This is a genomic window from Chromobacterium sp. ATCC 53434, assembly GCF_002848345.1.
Classification (GTDB): Bacteria; Pseudomonadota; Gammaproteobacteria; order Burkholderiales; family Chromobacteriaceae; genus Chromobacterium.
In genome coordinates this window covers 2,682,635-2,699,757 of record NZ_CP025429.1, presented here as the reverse complement: position 1 = coordinate 2,699,757, position 17,123 = coordinate 2,682,635, and the positions used below count along the sequence as shown (strand labels likewise).

The following is a 17,123-nucleotide window of genomic DNA, read 5'->3' as shown; positions in this document are numbered from 1 at the left end:
GGAAGACCGTGCGCTATTCATGGTTGGCTGTGGCCGGCGTCGCCGGCGCGCTGGCTTTTTCTCCGGCCCATGCCTGCACGCTGTGGGGCGCGGCCGGGGCAGCCAGTTCGGACGGCACGCTGCTGGCCAAGAATCGCGACTGGAAGCCCGACCACGTCCAGTCGCTGAGCCTGCGCCGCCCGGCGCGCGGCTACGCCTATCTGGGCCTGTACGCCGACAATGGCCGCGAGCCGGGCATCAAGGCCGGCGTCAACGAGAAGGAGCTGGCGGTGGTCAGCGCCGAGGCCAGCAGCCTGCCGCGCGCGTTGCGGCAGGCCGATGGCGATCGCCACGGCGTGATGACGCGGCTGTTGCGCGATTACGGCTCGCTGGACCAGGTGGCCGCCGCCGCCGACCAGCTGTTCCCGCAGGCGCGTCCGGTGTTTCTGCTGCTGGCCGACGCCGGCGGCCTGATGCAGGTGGAGGTCGGCCAGCACGGGCGCTATCGGCTGACGCGCCAGCAAAACGGCGTCTTGGCGCATACCAATCATTACGCCGACACCTCGCTGCTGGACGGCGAGCAGAAAATCGGCGCCAGCAGCCGGGCGCGGCTCGCCCGCATCGGCTGGCTGCTTGATCAGCATCCGGCGCACACGCTTGCCGAATTCCAGCAACTGAGCCGGGACCGCCACGACGGCCCGGACGACAGCCTGTGGCGCGACGGCCGCGAGCACACGCTGGCCGGCTGGCAGATGGCGCTGCCGGCGGGGGCGGCGCCCAGGCTGCATTTGCTGCTGGCCAATCCGGGACAGCCGCCGCGGGAAGGAGACTACGCGCTGGACGCGGCGTTCTGGGCGCGGCCGGCGGGCAGGCTGCTGCCATGAAACAGGCCGGCATCGCGCCGGCCTGTCGCGAAGGGGGGAGGCGTCAGTGGGCCGGAGTACAGTTCGGTCCCGCCCACATGCCGTCCATATTCAGCGTCACGCCGGGATCCTGCATCCGGCAGTCCGGCAGCTTGGGCTTGCCGTCGGTGGGGATGACGATGACGGTGGTGGACGGCGCGTTAGGCGCCGGCTGAGCCGGTTGCGCCATCCGCGCGCGCGCGTCGCGGCTTTCCTGGTCGCGCTTGTCGGACTGCTTCATCATGCAGTTGGCGTAGTTGTCGGTGCCCGGCTGGAAGCCGTAGCCGGTGCAGGTCCGTTGATCCATCGCGCGGATCTCCTCCGGACTGGCGCAGGCGGTCAGGGCGGCGGCGCCGATGGCGGCGGCGATCAATAGCGGCAGGGTTTTCATCGTTTCACTCTCCAGGTGGACGGCGGGGCGCCGGCATGCGCGCTTCTCCGAGCGTGTTTACTATCTATAGAACCGACAGATTTTTTTCCCAAGCCCGGACGGCGCATCGAGATGATTCCGCTTGCGCGCGAGATTTTCAATCAGCATAATCTGAAAATCTTCCCGTCAGCGCAAAGGAGAATCCAATGAGCCGAGATATTTCATTCGAAGGGCGTGCCGGCTGAACCGTTGCCCCGGTCGTATTATTTTCTGACAGTTTTCGTGCAATAAGCGGCGCCGCTCGGCGACCGTTCCCCGGCATGTCCCTCCCACCGCATCCGCGCGGTGACTGAGCCTGTCCATCAGGCGCGTTTCCCCTATTCATTTCCGAATGCTTGTCCTGTCCGGCTTCGCCCGGCGGCGTCGGCTTGCGAGCGTTCGCGGGAGCTTTGATGCTGAATTTCGATTTTCCTCGTCTGGCCGCCATCGGCCTGACGCCGGTATTGCTGCAACAGGCGCTGGCGCTGGCCGGCGAAGACGATCTGCGGCTAGCGCGCGTGTGCCGCGTGCAGCGCGACCGCGCGTGGGTGCATGACGGCGAGCATGAGCAGCAGGCCAGCGCCTTGCCCGATGTCCATGCCGAACTGGCGGTGGGCGACTGGGCGCTGTGCCAGTCGCGGGAGCATGAGCCATGGCGTCTGCTTGAACGCCTGGAGCCGTTCAACCAGCTGGTCCGCGTCAACGACGAGGGGGCGCGCCAGACCTACGCCAGCAATGTCGACACCGCCTTGCTGGTGATGGGGCTGGACGGCGATTACAGCCCGCGGCGGCTGGAGCGCTACCTGGGCCTGGCCGCGGCGGCCGGCGTCGCGCCGGTGGTGGTGCTGAGCAAGGCCGATCTGTGCCCGGACGCCGAGGCCAGGCTGGCCGAGCTGGAACAACGTCTGCGGCCGCTGCCGCCGATACTGTTGCTGAACGGCACCGATCCGGCCTGCCGCGACGCGTTGAGGCCCTGGTTGGGCGCGGGGCAGACGCTGGTGCTGCTCGGCTCGTCCGGCGCCGGCAAGTCCACGCTGAGCAACACGCTGTTGGGCGTCGACGCGCAGGCGGTCGGCGCGGTCAGGGGCGACGACAGCCGCGGCCGCCACACCACGACGGCGCGCACGCTGCTGCCATGCCCGGACGGCGCCTGCATCATAGACACGCCGGGCGTGCGCACGCTGCAGGCGCCGCCGGACGCCGGCGCGCTGGCCGGCAGCTTCGCCGATATCGAAGCGCTGGCAGGCCATTACCAGTTCCGCGACTGCGGCCATCGCGAGGAGCCGGGTTGCGCGGTCAGGGCCGGCGTCGATGGCGACCGGCTGCGCAACTACCACAAGCTGCGGCGCGAGATGGAGCGACATGAGCGGACGCCGTTGCAGCGGCAGCAGCAACGGCGGGAATGGAAGGCGCGCAACAAGGCGGCGAGGCAGCGCTAGCGTCGATGTTGCCAAGGCCCGGAGGAGTCCCGAGAATGGCGGCACGGCCGCCGGCCGTTCAATGAGAGGTGGTTTTCATGCTTGTCGGAGAGGCGGGGCGCCGCCGTTTGCGGGACCTGGACGCGTATTTGATGTCGCGCGGCGACGGCGGACGGAGCGGCTGGCGGCGTTTCGTCCGCGAGTTCTGGTTTTTCGGCCTGAAGGAAGCGCGCGCCTGCCTGTTCGCCGGCCTGTTCTTCGCCGCGGTGTTCCTGACGCCGCGCGGCGGGCTGTTCGGCGTGCCGCGCTACGACCTGTTGCTGCTGATCGCGCTGGCCATCCAGGGCTGGATGCTGTGGACCGGGCTGGAGAATCTGGACGAACTGAAGGCGATCACCTTGTTCCATCTGCTTGGATTCGCGCTGGAGGCGTTCAAGACCTCCGGCGGCATCCAGTCCTGGTCCTATCCGGATTTCGCCTACAGCAAGCTGTTCGGCGTGCCGCTGTTTTCCGGTTTCATGTACGCGGCGGTCGGCAGCTACATCGTCCAGGCCTGGCGGCTGCTGAGGCTGAGGGTGGAGCACCACCCGCCTTACTGGATGGCGGCGGCGATGGCCGCGCTGATCTACGCCAATTTCTTCACCCACCATTACATCGGCGACTACCGCTGGTATCTCGCCGCCTGCGCGCTGGGCCTGTACGCGCGCGCCACCGTGATCTTCCAGCCTCTGGACCGCGAGCGCCGGATGCCGCTGCTGCTGGGCTTCGTGCTGATAGGCTTCTTCATCTGGCTGGCGGAAAACCTCGGCACCCTGTACGGCGTGTGGCGCTATCCGAACCAGCTGGGCGCCTGGTCGGCCGTGCATGTCGGCAAGTGGAGCTCCTGGTCGCTGCTGGCGCTGATGAGCTTCACCATCGTCGCCCATCTGCAGCATGTCCGGCGCGGCATCAGCGTGCCGGCCTGAGTTCAAGAAAACGCCCCGCGAGGCGGGGCGTTCGATCGGGCGGAAGCGGCGATCAGGGCTGGGCCGGCGCCGGCTGGCTTTGCGCGGTCTTCACCGCGCGCGGCGGCGCGTTCTTCACGTATTTGTCGAACCAGCTCAGCATTTCGTAGACCAGCTGCTCGTTCGATTCGCGCGCGGCGTACCAGTGCGGCTCGTGCGGCAGCATCACCAGGCGGGCGGTGCCGCCGTTGCCGCGTATCGCCTCGTAGAACTTGCTGGCCTGCAGCGGCGTGGTGCCGGGATTGGCGTCGTCGCTGCCGTGCACGATCAAAATCGGCGTCTTCAGCTTGTCGGCGTAGAAGAAGGTGGACACCTTGCGGTAGACGTCGGGCGCTTCCCACACCGAGCGGCGCTCGCTCTGGAAGCCGAACGGCGTCAGCGTCTTGTTGTACGAGCCGCTGGTGGCCGCGCCGGCGCGGAACAGGTCGGTGTGGGCCAGCAGATTGGCCGTCATCAGCGCGCCGTGGCTGTGGCCGGTGACGGCGACGCGGTCCGGATCGACGACGCCCAGCTTCACCGCCTCGCCGACGGCCGCCTCGGCGTCCATCTTCAGCTGGTCCAGATAGGTGTCGTAGGCGGCCTTCGGGTCGCCGACCACCGGGAACGACGCCTGGTCGATGACGGCGTAGCCGGCCAGCAGCAGGTATTTGTACTGGTAGAGGCGGGTGAAGGTCTGCTGCGAGCCGCTGACCTGGCCGGCGCTGGCGGCGTCGGCGTAGTCCAGCGGATAGGCGTTGAGGATGGCCGGCACGCGCGTGCCCTCCTGGTAGCCCGGCGGCGTGTACAGCGTGAACGACAGGTCCAGGCCGTCGGCGCGCTTGTATTTCACCAGCCGCTTCTTGATCTGGCGCAGCTCCGGCGTCGGATCGACGATGCGGGTGACGGCCGTCTGCGTCGACGAGAACGCCGCCTCGCCCTGGCCGGCGGCGACCGGCTGGCCCAGCGTGCGCAGGAAGGCGTTCGGCGCTTCGGTCGGCGTCTGGCGCCAGGTCAGGAAGCCGCCGTTGCCGCCGGACAGGCCGATGAAGCGCTCGTAGGCCGATTTGTCGCTGCGGAACAGCCGCTGGCTTTGCAGCGTCTTCAGGTCCAGCTTGTCGAGGAAGGGACGGTTGCCTTGCGGCGAGGCGCCGCCGCCGGCCAGGTAGATGGCGTCGCCGTCCAGCTGGATCACTCGTTCGCCGCTGGCCAGCGTGCGGTGCACCGGGCTGCCCGGATCGGCGTATTTATTGTCGAAGGACAGGTCCCACAGCAGCTTGGCCGGTTGCTTGGCATCGTCGATGTTGACGATGCGGGTCTGGCGCCAGTGCTTGTTCAGATCGACCTCGCTGAGCAGCGCGGTATCGGCGCGCTCGCTCCAGTCCAGGCCGGCGAAGCGCTGCGCGGTGCGCAGGATCTCGACCGGCGCCGCGGTGAACGGGGCCTTCTGCATCATCACCTTGTCGCGAGCCGGCACGGTGTTCTGCCAGTCGCCGCCGTCCAGCGCCTCGGCCCAGAGCAGCGTGGCCGGCTCGGTGGCGCGCCAGAAGAAGTCGCGCGGGCCCAGCGGCTCGCCGTGCACCGGCACGCGGTCGGCCAGCGGCAGCGAGGCGACGGTGTGGACGCCGACGCGGCCAGGCCGCGCGACATCCCATACTTCGACCTGGTGCGGGAAGCGCTCGTAGGTCGTGACGTAGGAATAGGGTTTGCGCACGCTGGAAACCAGGATGTGCTTGCCGTCCGGCGCCGGGCCGACGCCGTCGTACAGCGCCGGCTGGCCCAGCGGCGTCGTCTTGCCGCTGGCCGCGTCGACCAGGGTCAGCTGCGAGGCGGCGTAGTAGTCGAACAGCGCCTCGTCGTGCGGGCTGGACAGCGTGTCGCGGGTTTCATAGGTGCTGCTCTGGCCTTTCTCGCCGTCGGCTTCCTGCACGTTCGGGCCGTCGGGGCCGCCCTGCTTGGCCGGCGGCGGACCGAGCTTGGCCGGCACCGCCTTGACCAGCAGCGTCTTCTGATCCGGCATCCATTGCAGCTCGTCGTTCAGCATCGGGTTCAGCCGGATGCCGGGGACCTTGCGTATCTTGCCGCTGGCGGCGTCGCCGACCCACAGTTCCACCGCGTCGGCGGTGGTGTTGGCGAAGGCGAAGCGCTTGCCGTCGGCCGACCAGATAGGCGCGTCCGGGCAGGCGCCGGCCGGCAGCGCGATCGCCGTTTCCCGGCCGTCGGGAATGCTCACCAGCTTGAAGCTCTCGGCGCACGGGGCGATGCCGTAGCCGCCCGGCGTGTCGTGCTTGCTGCGGTTGGCCGGCTCGACGCGGGTGCCGGCCAGGCGCAGGAAGGGCGCGGCCACGCGCGCGATGGACGGGTATTCCTGCCACGCCACCAGCAGCATGCGGTCGCGGGTGGGGCTGACGCTGGGGCCGGGCAGCGCCGGCGCGCGCATCGCCTTCAGGATGTTGGCCGGCGGCTGCTGATAGCCGGCGGCCTGCGCCGGCGAGACCGGCAGCGCGCAGGCCGCCAGCGCGGCCAGCACCTGGCCGGCCAGAATACGGGATGTAGACATGGTGTTCCTGTTTCTGTTTTTCTTCCGGGCGTGGCCCGGCGTTCATCGCATGCGCGACGGGAGCCGGCGGCTGCCGGCTCCCGTCGAAGTGACACGAAAAGTCAATGACATGGACGATTAATGTAGCACATGTCATATCGCCTGTGTCGGCCTGGCCGGCGCCGGCTCAGTCCAGCTGGTGGAAGTGTTTGACGATGCTGGAGAAGTCCAGCTTGCCGTTGCCCTGGTGCACATGTTCCTCGTACAGATTGCGCGCCAGCGCGCCCAGCGGATTGGCGGCATGGCTTTGCAGCGCGGTTTCCTCGGCCAGGCCCAGGTCCTTCAGCATCAATTCGGACATGAAGCCGCCGGCGTAGCCGCGGCTGGCCGGCGCGGCGTCCATGACGCCGGGCCACGGATTGTACAGCTCGGTCGCCCAGTTGCGGCCCGAGCTCTTGGCGATGATCTCGGACAGCACTTTCGGGTCCAGGCCGTTCTTGACGCCCAGCGCCAGCGCCTCCGCGGTGCCGACCATCAGGATGCCCAGCAGCATATTGTTGCAGATCTTGGCGGTCTGGCCGGCGCCGGCGCCGCCGGCGTGGAAGATGTTCTTGCCCATCGCCTCCAGCACCGGGCGGGCGCGGGCCAGCGCGTCGGCGGCGCCGCCGACGATGAAGGTCAGCGTGCCGGCGGTGGCGCCGGCGGTGCCGCCGGACACCGGCGCGTCCAGCATGGCCAGGCCCTTCGCTTGCGCGGCTTCGGCCACTTGGCGGGCGGTGCCGGCGTCTATCGTGCTGCAGTCTATGATCAGCGCGCCCTTGGGCAGCTTGGCGAACAGGCCGTCGTCGCCGAGGTAGAGGCCGGCCACGTGCTTGCCGGCCGGCAGCATCGAGATCACCACGCCGGCGTTGTCTATCGCGTCGGCGGCGCTGGCCGCCGCCCGGCCGCCGGCGGCGGCCACCTTGGCCAGCGCGTCGGCCGACAGGTCGAAGGCGCTGAGTTTGAAGCCCTTGTTCAGCAGATTGACGGCCATCGGCCCGCCCATATTGCCAAGGCCGATGAAGGCGATGTTTTCCATGTCTCTTCCTTTTCTCATTTGATGGGGCGGCTGGATTCGCCCCCTCTCCCCAACCCCTCTCCCGCGAGGGGAGAGGGGCCATGGCGTGGTTGACGTTCGGCCATGCGTCGAGTTGTATCGACGATTTCCCGCGACGGTGGTGGCGTTGGTCTTTATGCTGCCGGTGCCGCGCGGGTGCGAGAAACTAGTAAATTGTCGACGTGCCCTCCCTCTCCCTTCGCGGGAGAGGGGCGGGGAGAGGGGGCTATTTCAATCCCGCCAGCGGATGATCGCCGCCGCGCCACGGCGAATCGAAATGGCCGTCCACCCAGGCCTGGTCGATGTCAGCCAGCTGCCGGCTCCAGCGCGGATTGCGGTCCTTGTCGACCAAGAGCGCGCGCACGCCTTCCGGGAAGTCGGAGCGGGCGCAGAAGTTGACCGACAGCACCAGTTCCATCCGCAGCGCCTCGGCCAGCGACATGTGTTTGGAACGATTGAGGATTTCCCAGCTGACGGCGGCCGAGGTCGGGCAGCCGTGGCGGAAGTTCTTGGCGGCATCGGCCAGCCACGGGTCCTCGAAGGCGGTTTCGTTCAGCGCGGCGGCGACGGCGGCGAGGTCGCCGCGGTTCATCAGCCGGTGCACGGCGAGCAGATTGCGTTCTACGTTGGACGCCGGCAGCGCGTCGCCCAACTGGCCTTCCAACTGGTTCAGCAGCGCGCTGACCTGGGCCGGGTGCCGGCGCGCGTCGCCGCTCCAGTCGGCTTGCTGCAGCGCCTCCAGCAGCGTCGGATAGGCGTCGGCGGCCAGCACGTGGTCGGCCAGGTTGGCGATCAGCGCGTCGTGGGCGTTCAGCGGCGCGCCGGTCAGCGCGAGGAAGAGGCCCAGGTGCGCTGGCATCCGTTGCAGGAACCAGCTGCCGCCGACGTCCGGATACAGGCCTATGGTGATTTCCGGCATCGCGATGCGCGTGGCTGGCGTCACCACGCGGTGGCCGGCACCGGCCATCAGGCCCAGGCCGCCGCCCATGACGATGCCGCCGCCCCAGACGATCAGCGGTTTCGGATAGCGGTGTATCCGGTAGTCCAGCGTGTATTCCTCGGCGAAGAAGGCCACCGCGTGCGGGTGGGGGTAGTGCGGCTCGCCGACCAGCTTTTCGCGCAGGCTGCGCACGTCGCCGCCGGCGCAGAAGGCCCGTTCGCCGGCGCCGCGCAGCACCACGGCGACGATGCCGGCGTCGCGTTCCCAGATGGTCAGGCGGGCGTCCAGCCGCTGTATCATGTCCAGCGTCAGCGCGTTCAGCGATTTTTCGGCGTTCAGGGTGGCGATGGCGATGCGGCGGCCGTCGCCGGTGGGCAGTTCGTCAAACAGTACCACGTCTTGCATGGCGGACCTCTAGCGGGCGATGGCCGGACGCGGTCCGGCCGGAGTGGTCGGGATCAGGCGTTCTTCCAGTTCGGCGCGCGCTTTTCCAGGAAGGCGCGGGTGCCTTCGGCCTGGTCCCGGGTGTCGAACAGCTTGATGAAGGCCTCGCGTTCCTTGATCAGATTCCAGGCCGGCGGCTGCAGGCGGGCGGCCTGGACCAGCTGCTTGCACACGCCGACCGACGACGGCGACTGCTTGGCCGCGCCCTCGGCCAGCTTCAGCGCGGCGTCCAGCGCCTGGCCGGCGGCCACCACCTGCTCGACCAGGCCGATGCGTTCGGCGGTGGCGGCGTTGACGCGCTCGCCGCACAGTATCATCCGCTTGGCCCAGCCTTCGCCGACCAGCCACGGCAGGTTCTGCGTGCCGCCGGCGCACGGCAAGAGGCCGACGCCGGCCTCCGGCAGCGCCATCTGCGCCTGTTCCTCGGCGATGCGGATGTCGCAGGCCAGCGCGCATTCCAGGCCGCCGCCCATCGCGTAGCCGTTGATGGCGGCGATGCTGACGCCGCGAAAGCCGGACAGCGCCTCGAAGGCTTCGCCGAACAGCATGCTCATCTCGGTGGCCACCTTCTTGTCGCCGTCGGCGAACATGTTCAGGTCGGCGCCGGCGGAGAAGAACTTGCCGCCCTGGCCGGTGATCACCAGCGCGTAGATGTCGCGGTCGGCGTTGAGGTCGGCCACCAGCTGTCTCAGCGCGGACAGGCTGGCGCGGTTCCAGGTGTTGGCCGGCGGGTTGTCTATCGTCACCACGGCGGTGTGGCCGCGTTTTTCCACGTTCAGGTGGGCGTAGCTGTTCATATTGGATGCCTTTATGAATTCTATTTCGAACCTAGCCAGGCTGGAAAAATCCAGCGAAGCGACTGAGGCAAGGCGCGCCGGCGCAGGCAGTACATATAAGTACGGCAAGCCGGCGTAACGCAGCCTCAGGGATTTTTCCGGCCTTGCTCAGCGCAGCGTTTCCAGCGCGCCGTCTTGCAGCATCTTGCGCGCCACGATCATCCGCATCACCTCGTTGGTGCCTTCCAGTATCTGGTGCACGCGCAGGTCGCGCACATGGCGCTCCAGCGGGAAGTCCTGCAGATAGCCGTAGCCGCCGAACAGCTGCAGCGCGTTGTTGGCGATATTGAAGCTCAGATCGGTGGCCAGGCGCTTTGCCATCGCGCAATAGGCGGAGGCGTCGGGGCTGCCCTGGTCCAGCTTCCAGGCGGCCAGGCGCACCATCTGGCGCGCGGCGACCAGCTCGGTCAGCATGTCGGCCAGGCGGAACTGCACGGTCTGCAGCTCGGCCAGCGGCTGGCCGAACTGCTGGCGTTCCTGCACATAGCGCTGCGCGGCGTTCAGCGCCGCCTGGGCGGTGCCGACGGCGCAGGTGGCGATATTGATGCGGCCGCCGTCCAGGCCCTTCATCGCGAAGGCGAAGCCCTGGCCTTCGTCGCCGAGGCGGTTGGCCAGCGGAATCTCGACGTTGTCGAAGGTGATCGCGCGGGTGGGCTGGCTGTTCCAGCCCATCTTCTTCTCCTTCTTGCCGTAGCTGACGCCGGCGGCGTCGGCCGGCACGACGAAGGCGGAAATGCCTTTCGGGCCGGGGCCGCCGGTGCGGGCCATCACCACCAGCACCTCGGTGCTGCCGGCGCCGGAGATGAACATCTTGCCGCCGTTGAGCACGTAGACCTCGCCCTTCTTGTCGGCGCGGGTCTTCAGCGAGGCGGCGTCGGAGCCGGCGCCCGGCTCGGTCAGACAGTAGCTGCCCAGCACTTCGCCGCTGACCATCTTGGGCACCCACTGCTCGGCCAGTTCCCGGCTGCCGAAGCTGGCTATCATCCAGCTGACCATATTGTGTATCGTCAGGTAGGCGGCGGTGGAGGTGCAGCCGGCGGCCAGTTCCTCAAAGACGATGGCGGAGTCCAGCCGCGACAGGCCCAGGCCGCCGTAGGCTTCCGGCGTGTACAGGCCGAGGAAGCCCATGTCGCCGCTGTTGCGGATCACGTCCAGCGGGAAGACGGATTCGGCGTCCCATTCGGCGGCATGCGGCGCCAGCGCGTGCTCGGCGAAATCGCGCGCGCTCTGCTGGAAGGCGATCTGGTCTTCGGTCAGTTCGAAATTCATATTCCATTCCCAATCGGTGTCGGAGCGGGCAGCGGCGCCGCCCGCCCGAGGAGAGTCAGCGCAGCGAGATCGTGGTGTGCACCTTGCCGCTGCTGGCCTCGTCGTCGAACCAGCGGCTGGTGACGGTCTTGGTCTGCGTGTAGAAGGCCACCACCTGCTTGCCGTACGGGCCCAGGTCGCCGAGCTTGGACGCGCGGCTGCCGGTGAAGCTGAACAGCGGCACCGGCACCGGGATGGGCACGTTGATGCCGACCTGGCCGACGTCGATCTCCTCCTGGAACTTGCGCGCCGCCGCGCCGCTTTGCGTGAACACCGCGGTGCCGTTGCCGTTCGGATTGGCATTGATGATGGCGATGGCTTCGTCCAGCGTGTCGGCGGCCATCAGGCACAGCACCGGGCCGAACACTTCCTGCTGGTAGATCGCCATCGACGGCTGGACGCCGGAGAAGATCGTCGGGCCGACGAAGTGGCCGGCCTCGTGGCCCGGCACCTTGACGCCGCGACCGTCCAGCTCCAGCTTCGCGCCTTGCTCGACGCCGGAGGCGATCAGGCTCTCGACCCGCTCGCGCGCGGCGCAGGAGATCAGCGGACCAAGGTCCGGATTGTTGTGGCCGGCGCCGACGGTCAGGCCGCGGGCCTTGGCCACCAGGTCCGGAATCCATTGTTGCGCCTCGCCGACCAGCACGGCGACCGACAGCGCCATGCAGCGCTGGCCGGCGGCGCCGAAGGCCGCGCCGGTCAGCTGGTTCAGCGCCTGTTCCTTGTTGGCGTCGGCCAGCACGATGGCGTGGTTCTTCGCGCCCATCATGCACTGGGCGCGCTTGCCGCTGAGGGTGGCGCGCTGGTAGACGTGGGTGCCGACGCGGGTGGAGCCGACGAAGGACACCGCCTTGATGTCGGCGTGGTCGCAGATGGCGTTGACCACGTCGGCGGCGCCGTGCACCACGTTGAGCACGCCTTTCGGCAGGCCGGCCTGCAGCGCCAGCTCCACCAGGCGCATCGTCACCATCGGGTCCTGCTCGGACGGTTTCAGCACGAAGGTGTTGCCGGTGGCGATGGCCATCGGGAACATCCACAGCGGGATCATCGCCGGGAAATTGAACGGGGTGATGCCGGCGCACACGCCCAGCGGCTGCTGCACGGTGTAGGTGTCGACGCCGCCGGCGACGTTCTCGGCGTATTCGCCCATCTGCAGCGTGCCGATATTGGCGGCGTGCTCGACCACTTCCAGGCCGCGGAAGATGTCGCCCTCGGCGTCGGCCAGGGTCTTGCCCTGCTCGGCGGTCAGGATGGCGGCCAGCTCCTTCATGTTCTCGCGGATCAGTTGCTGGTATTTCAGGAAGACGCGGGCGCGGGCGCCGATCGGCGTCTTCTTCCAGGTCTTGAACGCCTCCTTGGCGGCGGCGACGGCGGCGTCGACCTCGTCGGCGGTGGCCAGCGGCACGCGCGCCAGCACCTCGCCGGTGGCCGGATTGACGATGTCGCGCCATTCCGTGGTCTTGGACTCGACGAATTCGCCGCCTATCAACAGCTTGATCTTGCTTACCGCCTGGCTCATGGCACTGCCTCCTCTATTTGTCTGCGGGCTGATGGCGCTGCTCAGTTGTAGCTGTAGAAACCGTTGCCGCTCTTGCGGCCCAGATGGCCGGCCTGCACCAGCTGGACCAGCAGCGGGCAGGCGCGATATTTGCTGTCGCGGAATTCGCGGTACAGGATGTCCATGACGGACAGGCAGGTGTCCAGGCCGATCAGGTCGGCCAGCGCCAGCGGACCGATAGGGTGGTTCATGCCCAGCTTCATCACGGTGTCGATGTCTTCTGCCGTGGCGAGGTTCTCGTACAGCGCGAAGGCGGCCTCGTTGATCATCGGCATCAGCACGCGGTTGGAGACGAAGCCGGCGCTGTCCTTCACCGTCACCGGCGTCTTGCCCAGCGCCTCGGACAGGTGGAACACGGTGTTGTAGGCCTCGTCGCCGGTCTGCAGCGCGCGAATGATCTCCACCAGCTGCATCACCGGCACCGGGTTCATGAAGTGCATGCCGACGACGCGCTCAGGATGGCTGACCCAGCTGGCGATGCGGGTGAGAGAAATGGACGAGGTGTTGGAGGTCAGCACGCATTGCTCGCCGACGGCGGCGTCCAGCTCGCGGAAGATCTTTTCCTTGATCTCGGCGTTTTCGGTCGCCGCCTCTATCACCACGTCGCAGCCGGCCAGGTCGGACAGCGCGGTCGTCGTGCGGATATGGGCGACGATGCCGTCGATATTGCCCTCGGCGATCAGCTCCTTCTTGGCCATCCGCTGCAGGCTGGTCTGGATATTGGCCATGCCCTTCACCAGCGCCGCGTCGCTGACGTCGGCCAGCACCACCTCGAAGCCCTTCATCGCGAATACCTGGGCGATGCCGTTGCCCATCGTGCCCGCGCCGACCACGCCGATTTTCTGGCTCATACCGTTTCTCCTGGATTATTTGCTCTATTGTGGCCACGATAACTTGACGTTTACGTCAACGTCAACAGACAATGGTCACAAAAGCATCCGACTGTGGCGCGCGTGGCCGCTGTCGGCAGATAAAGGGACAAACGCATGGGCGAGCAGGTTTTCAATATCACCGAACTCGCGCAGGAGTTCGACATCACCACCCGGGCGATCCGCTTCTATGAAGACCAGGGATTGCTGGAACCGGAGCGGGCCGGGCAGCGGCGCATCTACAGCCGGCGCGACCGCGTGCGGCTGATGCTGATCCTGCGCGGCAAGCGCATCGGCCTGTCCTTGCAGGAGATACGCGAGCTGTTCGCGCTGTACGACGCGACGCACGACGACGCGCCGCAGTTGCAGGAATTCATCCGCATCCTGGCGCGCAAGGAGCTGCAACTCCTGGCGCAGATGGAGGACATCAAGGTGGTGCTGACCGAAATCGGCCAGTTGCGCGGCCAGTGCGAGAAATCGCTGGATCGGCGCGCCAACGGCCACAACCAAGCAAAGGAGCTGTGATGCAAGATATCGTGATTGTGGGCATGGCGCGCACCGCCATGGGCGGTTTCCAGGGCGCGCTGTCCGGTCTGACCGCCAGCCAGCTGGGCGCGGCGGCCATCCGCGGCGCAGTGGAACGCGCAGGCGTCGCCGCCGGCGACATCGACGAGGTGATCATGGGCTGCGTGCTGCCTGCCGGCCAGGGCCAGGCGCCGGCGCGCCAGGCGGCGATCGGCGGCGGCCTGCCGCTGGCCACGCCGTGCACCACCATCAACAAGATGTGCGGCTCCGGCATGAAGGCGCTGATGATGGCCCACGACCAGCTGTTGGCCGGCAACGGCGGCGTGGTGGTGGCCGGCGGCATGGAGAGCATGAGCAACGCGCCGTATCTGATGCCGAAGGCGCGCGGCGGCCTGCGCCTGGGCCATGGCGAGATCAAGGACCACATGTTCCTGGACGGCCTGGAGGACGCCTACCAGAAGGGCACGCTGATGGGCGTGTTCGCCGAGCAGTGCGCCGAGAAATACGGCTTCAGCCGCCAGGACCAGGACGAGTTCGCCATCGCCTCGCTGACCCGCGCCCAGCAGGCCATCCATGGCGGCCGCTTCAAGGACGAGATCACCGCGGTGACGGTGCCGGGCCGCGGCGGCGACACCGTGGTCGACATCGACGAGCAGCCGCTGAAGGCCAATCTGGACAAGATTCCGACTTTGAAGCCGGCGTTCAAGAAGGACGGCACCGTCACGCCGGCCAACTCCAGCTCGATCTCCGACGGCGGCGCCGCGCTGGTGCTGATGACGGCGGCCGAGGCGGCCCGCCGCGGCCTGACGCCTATCGCCCGCATCGTCGGCCACAGCAGCCACGCCCATGAGCCGGGCTGGTTCACCACCGCGCCGGTCGGCGCGATGCAGAAGCTGCTGGCCAAGACCGGCTGGAAGACCGAGGACGTCGATCTGTTCGAGATCAACGAGGCTTTCGCCGTGGTGACGATGGCGGCGATGCACGATTTGAAGCTGCCGCACGACAAGGTGAACGTCCATGGCGGCGCCTGCGCGCTGGGCCACCCGATAGGCGCGTCGGGCGCCCGCATCGTGATCTCGCTGCTGTCGGCGCTGAAGCAGCGCGGCGGCAAGCGCGGCGTGGCCAGCCTGTGCATAGGCGGCGGCGAAGCCACCGCGCTGGCGGTCGAGCTGGTCTAAGCGTCTTTCACCGCATCGCGGGCCGCCGGCATGTCCGGCGGCCTGTTTGTTTTTGTCGCTTGCCTTGTCGGCGGCGATGACGGATTTTGATAGAGACGCGCGCCGCTGGCGCATCGCCGCCCGCTGCTTTATCATCGCCCGCCTTTAGCCCCGCAAACGAAAGCCGCCATGACCGACGCCATTGATGCCTTGCCGCCCGAGATCCAGATGGACGATTACCTGGCCGAACACCACGCCACCATCGTCACCACCGAGGGCAGCCATGCGGTGTCGGTGCATGGAGAGCTGGAGCTGGACGGCCACCGGATACCGTACCACCTGGTGCCGGACGAAGGTTTTCTCGGCAAGAGCGGCAAGTGGCGCAAGCTGGACGCCGAAGCCAAGCTGGCGCTGGTCAGGGAGCGCTGGAACGAGGCCGCGCGGCTGAAGCTGGAGGGCCAGCTGGCCGCCTGCGCGCGCGAGGTGTTCGCCGTCGGCGGCATCGATCCGCTGCGAGCGCTCAGCGCCTTCATGGCCAAGTACGAGCGCGCCAAGGTCCGCTGCACCATCGCGCTGGACCGGGTGGCCGCCGCGCGCAGCCGGCAGAGCGCCGACAAGGCCGCCGCCAAGACCCGCGACGCGGTCAATCTGTCGCGCTATCCTGAGTCGTTCGCCACCGCCTACGCGATGCAGCGCCACTTCATCGCGGTGCTGGGGCCGACCAATTCCGGCAAGACCCACGCGGCGATGGAGCATCTGCAGAAGGCGAAGAACGGCGTCTATCTGGCGCCGTTGCGCCTGTTGGCGCTGGAGAACTACACCCGTTTGCAACAGGCCGGCGTCGCCGTCAGCCTGATCACCGGCGAGCAGCGCAAGCTGCACCCGGACGCCACCCACGTCGCCAGCACCGTCGAAATGCTGAACCCGGAGCGGCAGGTGGAGGTGGCGGTGATAGACGAGATCCAGCTGCTGGACGATCCTGACCGCGGCGCGGCCTGGACCGCCGCCGTTTGCGGCGTGCCGGCCCAGACCATCTACCTGGTCGGCGCGCCCGAAGCGCGCGAGGCGATAGAGTCGCTGGTGGCGCGCGTCGGCGGCACGCTGGAAGTGCGCACGCTGGAACGCAAGACCGCGCTGCAGATGGACAAGGCGCCGCTGCTGTCGCTGAAGAATCTGCAGCCGGGCGATGTGCTGATCGCCTTCTCGCGGCGCGAGGTGCTGAACTGGCGCGACAAGGCGATAGAGCAGGGGCTGAGCGTGTCGGCCATCTACGGCAATCTGTCGCCGGAGGTGAGGCAGGCGCAGGCCGAGCGCTTCGTCGCCGGCGAGACCCAGGTGGTGGTGGCGACCGACGCCATCGGCATGGGCTTGAACACGCCGGCGCGGCGCATCATCTTCACCACCGCCAGCAAGTGGGACGGCTACGCCGAGGGCATCATCGCCGCGCCGCTGGCCAAGCAGATCGCCGGCCGCGCCGGCCGCTTCGGCAAGCACGAGACCGGCTATGTCGCCGGTTTCGACGGCGTCACCCACAAGACCATAGGCGCGCTGCTCAGGCAGAAGGCGGAGCCGCTGCCCAACAACGGCTTCTTCGTCGCGCCCAGCCTGAAGTATCTGGAAGCCATCGCCGAGGCCACCGGCGAGGGCAAGTTGAAGCCGTTGCTGGGACTGTTCGCCAAGCACATCAATGTGCACGACGAATTCTTCCTGCCGGCCAATCTGTCCGACCAGATGGAGAAGGCCGAATGGCTGGACAGCCTGCAGCTGAGTCTGGCCGACCGCTTCACCTTCAGCCTGTGCCCGGTATCGACCAAGATCGCGATGCTGGACAGCGCGCTGCACGACTGGGCCGAGCAGCGCGCGCGCGGCAAGACCGCGCCGCTGCTCAGGATGATGGGCACCGGCGGCCGTAACGAGCTGCAATACCTCGAGGACAGCTGCAAGCTGTACGCCGCCTACGCCTGGCTGGGTTACCGGATGCCGGAAACCTTCCCCGACGGTGAAATGGCCCAGATGCTGATGCTGTCGACGTCGGAACGGATAGACGGGCTGCTGCAGGTGCAGAACGCGCAGAAGCGCAAGAGCGGGCGTCCGGACCGGGGAGGGCGGGGCAAGCCGCCGGCTGGCCGGCGGCGCTGACGGAGCCGGCCGCCGCGAGGCGGT

The 17,123-nt window shown here is 67.9% G+C and carries 14 protein-coding genes; 6 read left to right on the top strand and 8 right to left on the bottom strand.

Going from position 1 to position 17,123, the window contains the following annotated elements:
• Window positions 1-8 precede the first annotated feature (8 nt).
• Window positions 9-863: a carcinine hydrolase/isopenicillin-N N-acyltransferase family protein gene (locus tag CXB49_RS12185; RefSeq protein WP_101708652.1), complete on the top strand. Its 855-nt coding sequence runs from the start codon at window positions 9-11 to the stop codon at window positions 861-863.
• A gap of 43 nt (window positions 864-906) precedes the next feature.
• On the opposite strand, the gene CXB49_RS12180 is transcribed toward CXB49_RS12185, so the two are convergent.
• Window positions 907-1,272, bottom strand: a complete 366-nt coding sequence (locus CXB49_RS12180; RefSeq protein ID WP_101708651.1) for a hypothetical protein — start codon at window positions 1,270-1,272, stop codon at window positions 907-909.
• 431 nt (window positions 1,273-1,703) lie between these two features.
• Between CXB49_RS12180 and rsgA the strand changes: the two genes are divergently transcribed.
• A complete protein-coding gene (gene rsgA, locus CXB49_RS12175) occupies window positions 1,704-2,729 on the top strand; it encodes a ribosome small subunit-dependent GTPase A (protein ID WP_101708650.1) in 1,026 nt (341 codons plus the stop codon).
• A 131-nt stretch (window positions 2,730-2,860) separates the two neighbouring features.
• Window positions 2,861-3,673: a DUF817 domain-containing protein gene (locus tag CXB49_RS12170; protein ID WP_101710693.1), complete on the top strand. Its 813-nt coding sequence runs from the start codon at window positions 2,861-2,863 to the stop codon at window positions 3,671-3,673.
• Between the two features lie 52 nt (window positions 3,674-3,725).
• Here CXB49_RS12170 and CXB49_RS12165 read toward each other — a convergent pair whose 3' ends face one another.
• The 7 genes from CXB49_RS12165 to CXB49_RS12135 form a co-directional block, all read right to left on the bottom strand.
• On the bottom strand, window positions 3,726-6,248 hold the full coding sequence (locus tag CXB49_RS12165) for a S9 family peptidase (protein ID WP_101708649.1): 2,523 nt from the start codon (window positions 6,246-6,248) through the stop codon (window positions 3,726-3,728).
• A 166-nt stretch (window positions 6,249-6,414) separates the two neighbouring features.
• Window positions 6,415-7,305, bottom strand: coding sequence for a 3-hydroxyisobutyrate dehydrogenase (mmsB, locus tag CXB49_RS12160; RefSeq protein WP_101708648.1), 891 nt, complete (start codon window positions 7,303-7,305; stop codon window positions 6,415-6,417).
• A gap of 244 nt (window positions 7,306-7,549) precedes the next feature.
• Entirely contained in the window at window positions 7,550-8,668 is a 1,119-nt protein-coding gene (locus CXB49_RS12155; protein WP_101708647.1) for an enoyl-CoA hydratase/isomerase family protein, read from the bottom strand.
• Window positions 8,669-8,721: 53 nt separating this feature from the next.
• Window positions 8,722-9,504, bottom strand: coding sequence for an enoyl-CoA hydratase (locus tag CXB49_RS12150; protein ID WP_101708646.1), 783 nt, complete (start codon window positions 9,502-9,504; stop codon window positions 8,722-8,724).
• 147 nt (window positions 9,505-9,651) lie between these two features.
• Entirely contained in the window at window positions 9,652-10,812 is a 1,161-nt protein-coding gene (locus tag CXB49_RS12145; protein WP_101708645.1) for an acyl-CoA dehydrogenase family protein, read from the bottom strand.
• Window positions 10,813-10,867: 55 nt separating this feature from the next.
• Window positions 10,868-12,370: a CoA-acylating methylmalonate-semialdehyde dehydrogenase gene (locus CXB49_RS12140; RefSeq protein ID WP_101708644.1), complete on the bottom strand. Its 1,503-nt coding sequence runs from the start codon at window positions 12,368-12,370 to the stop codon at window positions 10,868-10,870.
• 41 nt (window positions 12,371-12,411) lie between these two features.
• Window positions 12,412-13,260 carry a 3-hydroxybutyryl-CoA dehydrogenase gene (locus tag CXB49_RS12135; protein WP_101708643.1) on the bottom strand — a complete coding sequence of 283 codons (849 nt, stop codon included), beginning with the start codon at window positions 13,258-13,260 and terminating at the stop codon, window positions 12,412-12,414.
• A gap of 135 nt (window positions 13,261-13,395) precedes the next feature.
• Here CXB49_RS12135 and CXB49_RS12130 point away from each other — a divergent pair, with 135 nt between their 5' ends.
• The 3 genes from CXB49_RS12130 (at window position 13,396) to CXB49_RS12120 (ending at window position 17,099) form a co-directional block, all read left to right on the top strand.
• Window positions 13,396-13,803 (top strand): MerR family DNA-binding transcriptional regulator, encoded by a 408-nt coding sequence (locus CXB49_RS12130; RefSeq protein WP_101708642.1) that lies wholly within the window; start codon window positions 13,396-13,398, stop codon window positions 13,801-13,803.
• A complete protein-coding gene (locus tag CXB49_RS12125) occupies window positions 13,803-14,981 on the top strand; it encodes an acetyl-CoA C-acyltransferase (protein ID WP_101708641.1) in 1,179 nt (392 codons plus the stop codon). The genes CXB49_RS12130 and CXB49_RS12125 overlap by 1 nt, the downstream gene beginning before the upstream one ends.
• Window positions 14,982-15,149: 168 nt before the next feature.
• Window positions 15,150-17,099 (top strand): helicase-related protein, encoded by a 1,950-nt coding sequence (locus CXB49_RS12120; protein ID WP_101708640.1) that lies wholly within the window; start codon window positions 15,150-15,152, stop codon window positions 17,097-17,099.
• Window positions 17,100-17,123: the final 24 nt, after the last annotated feature.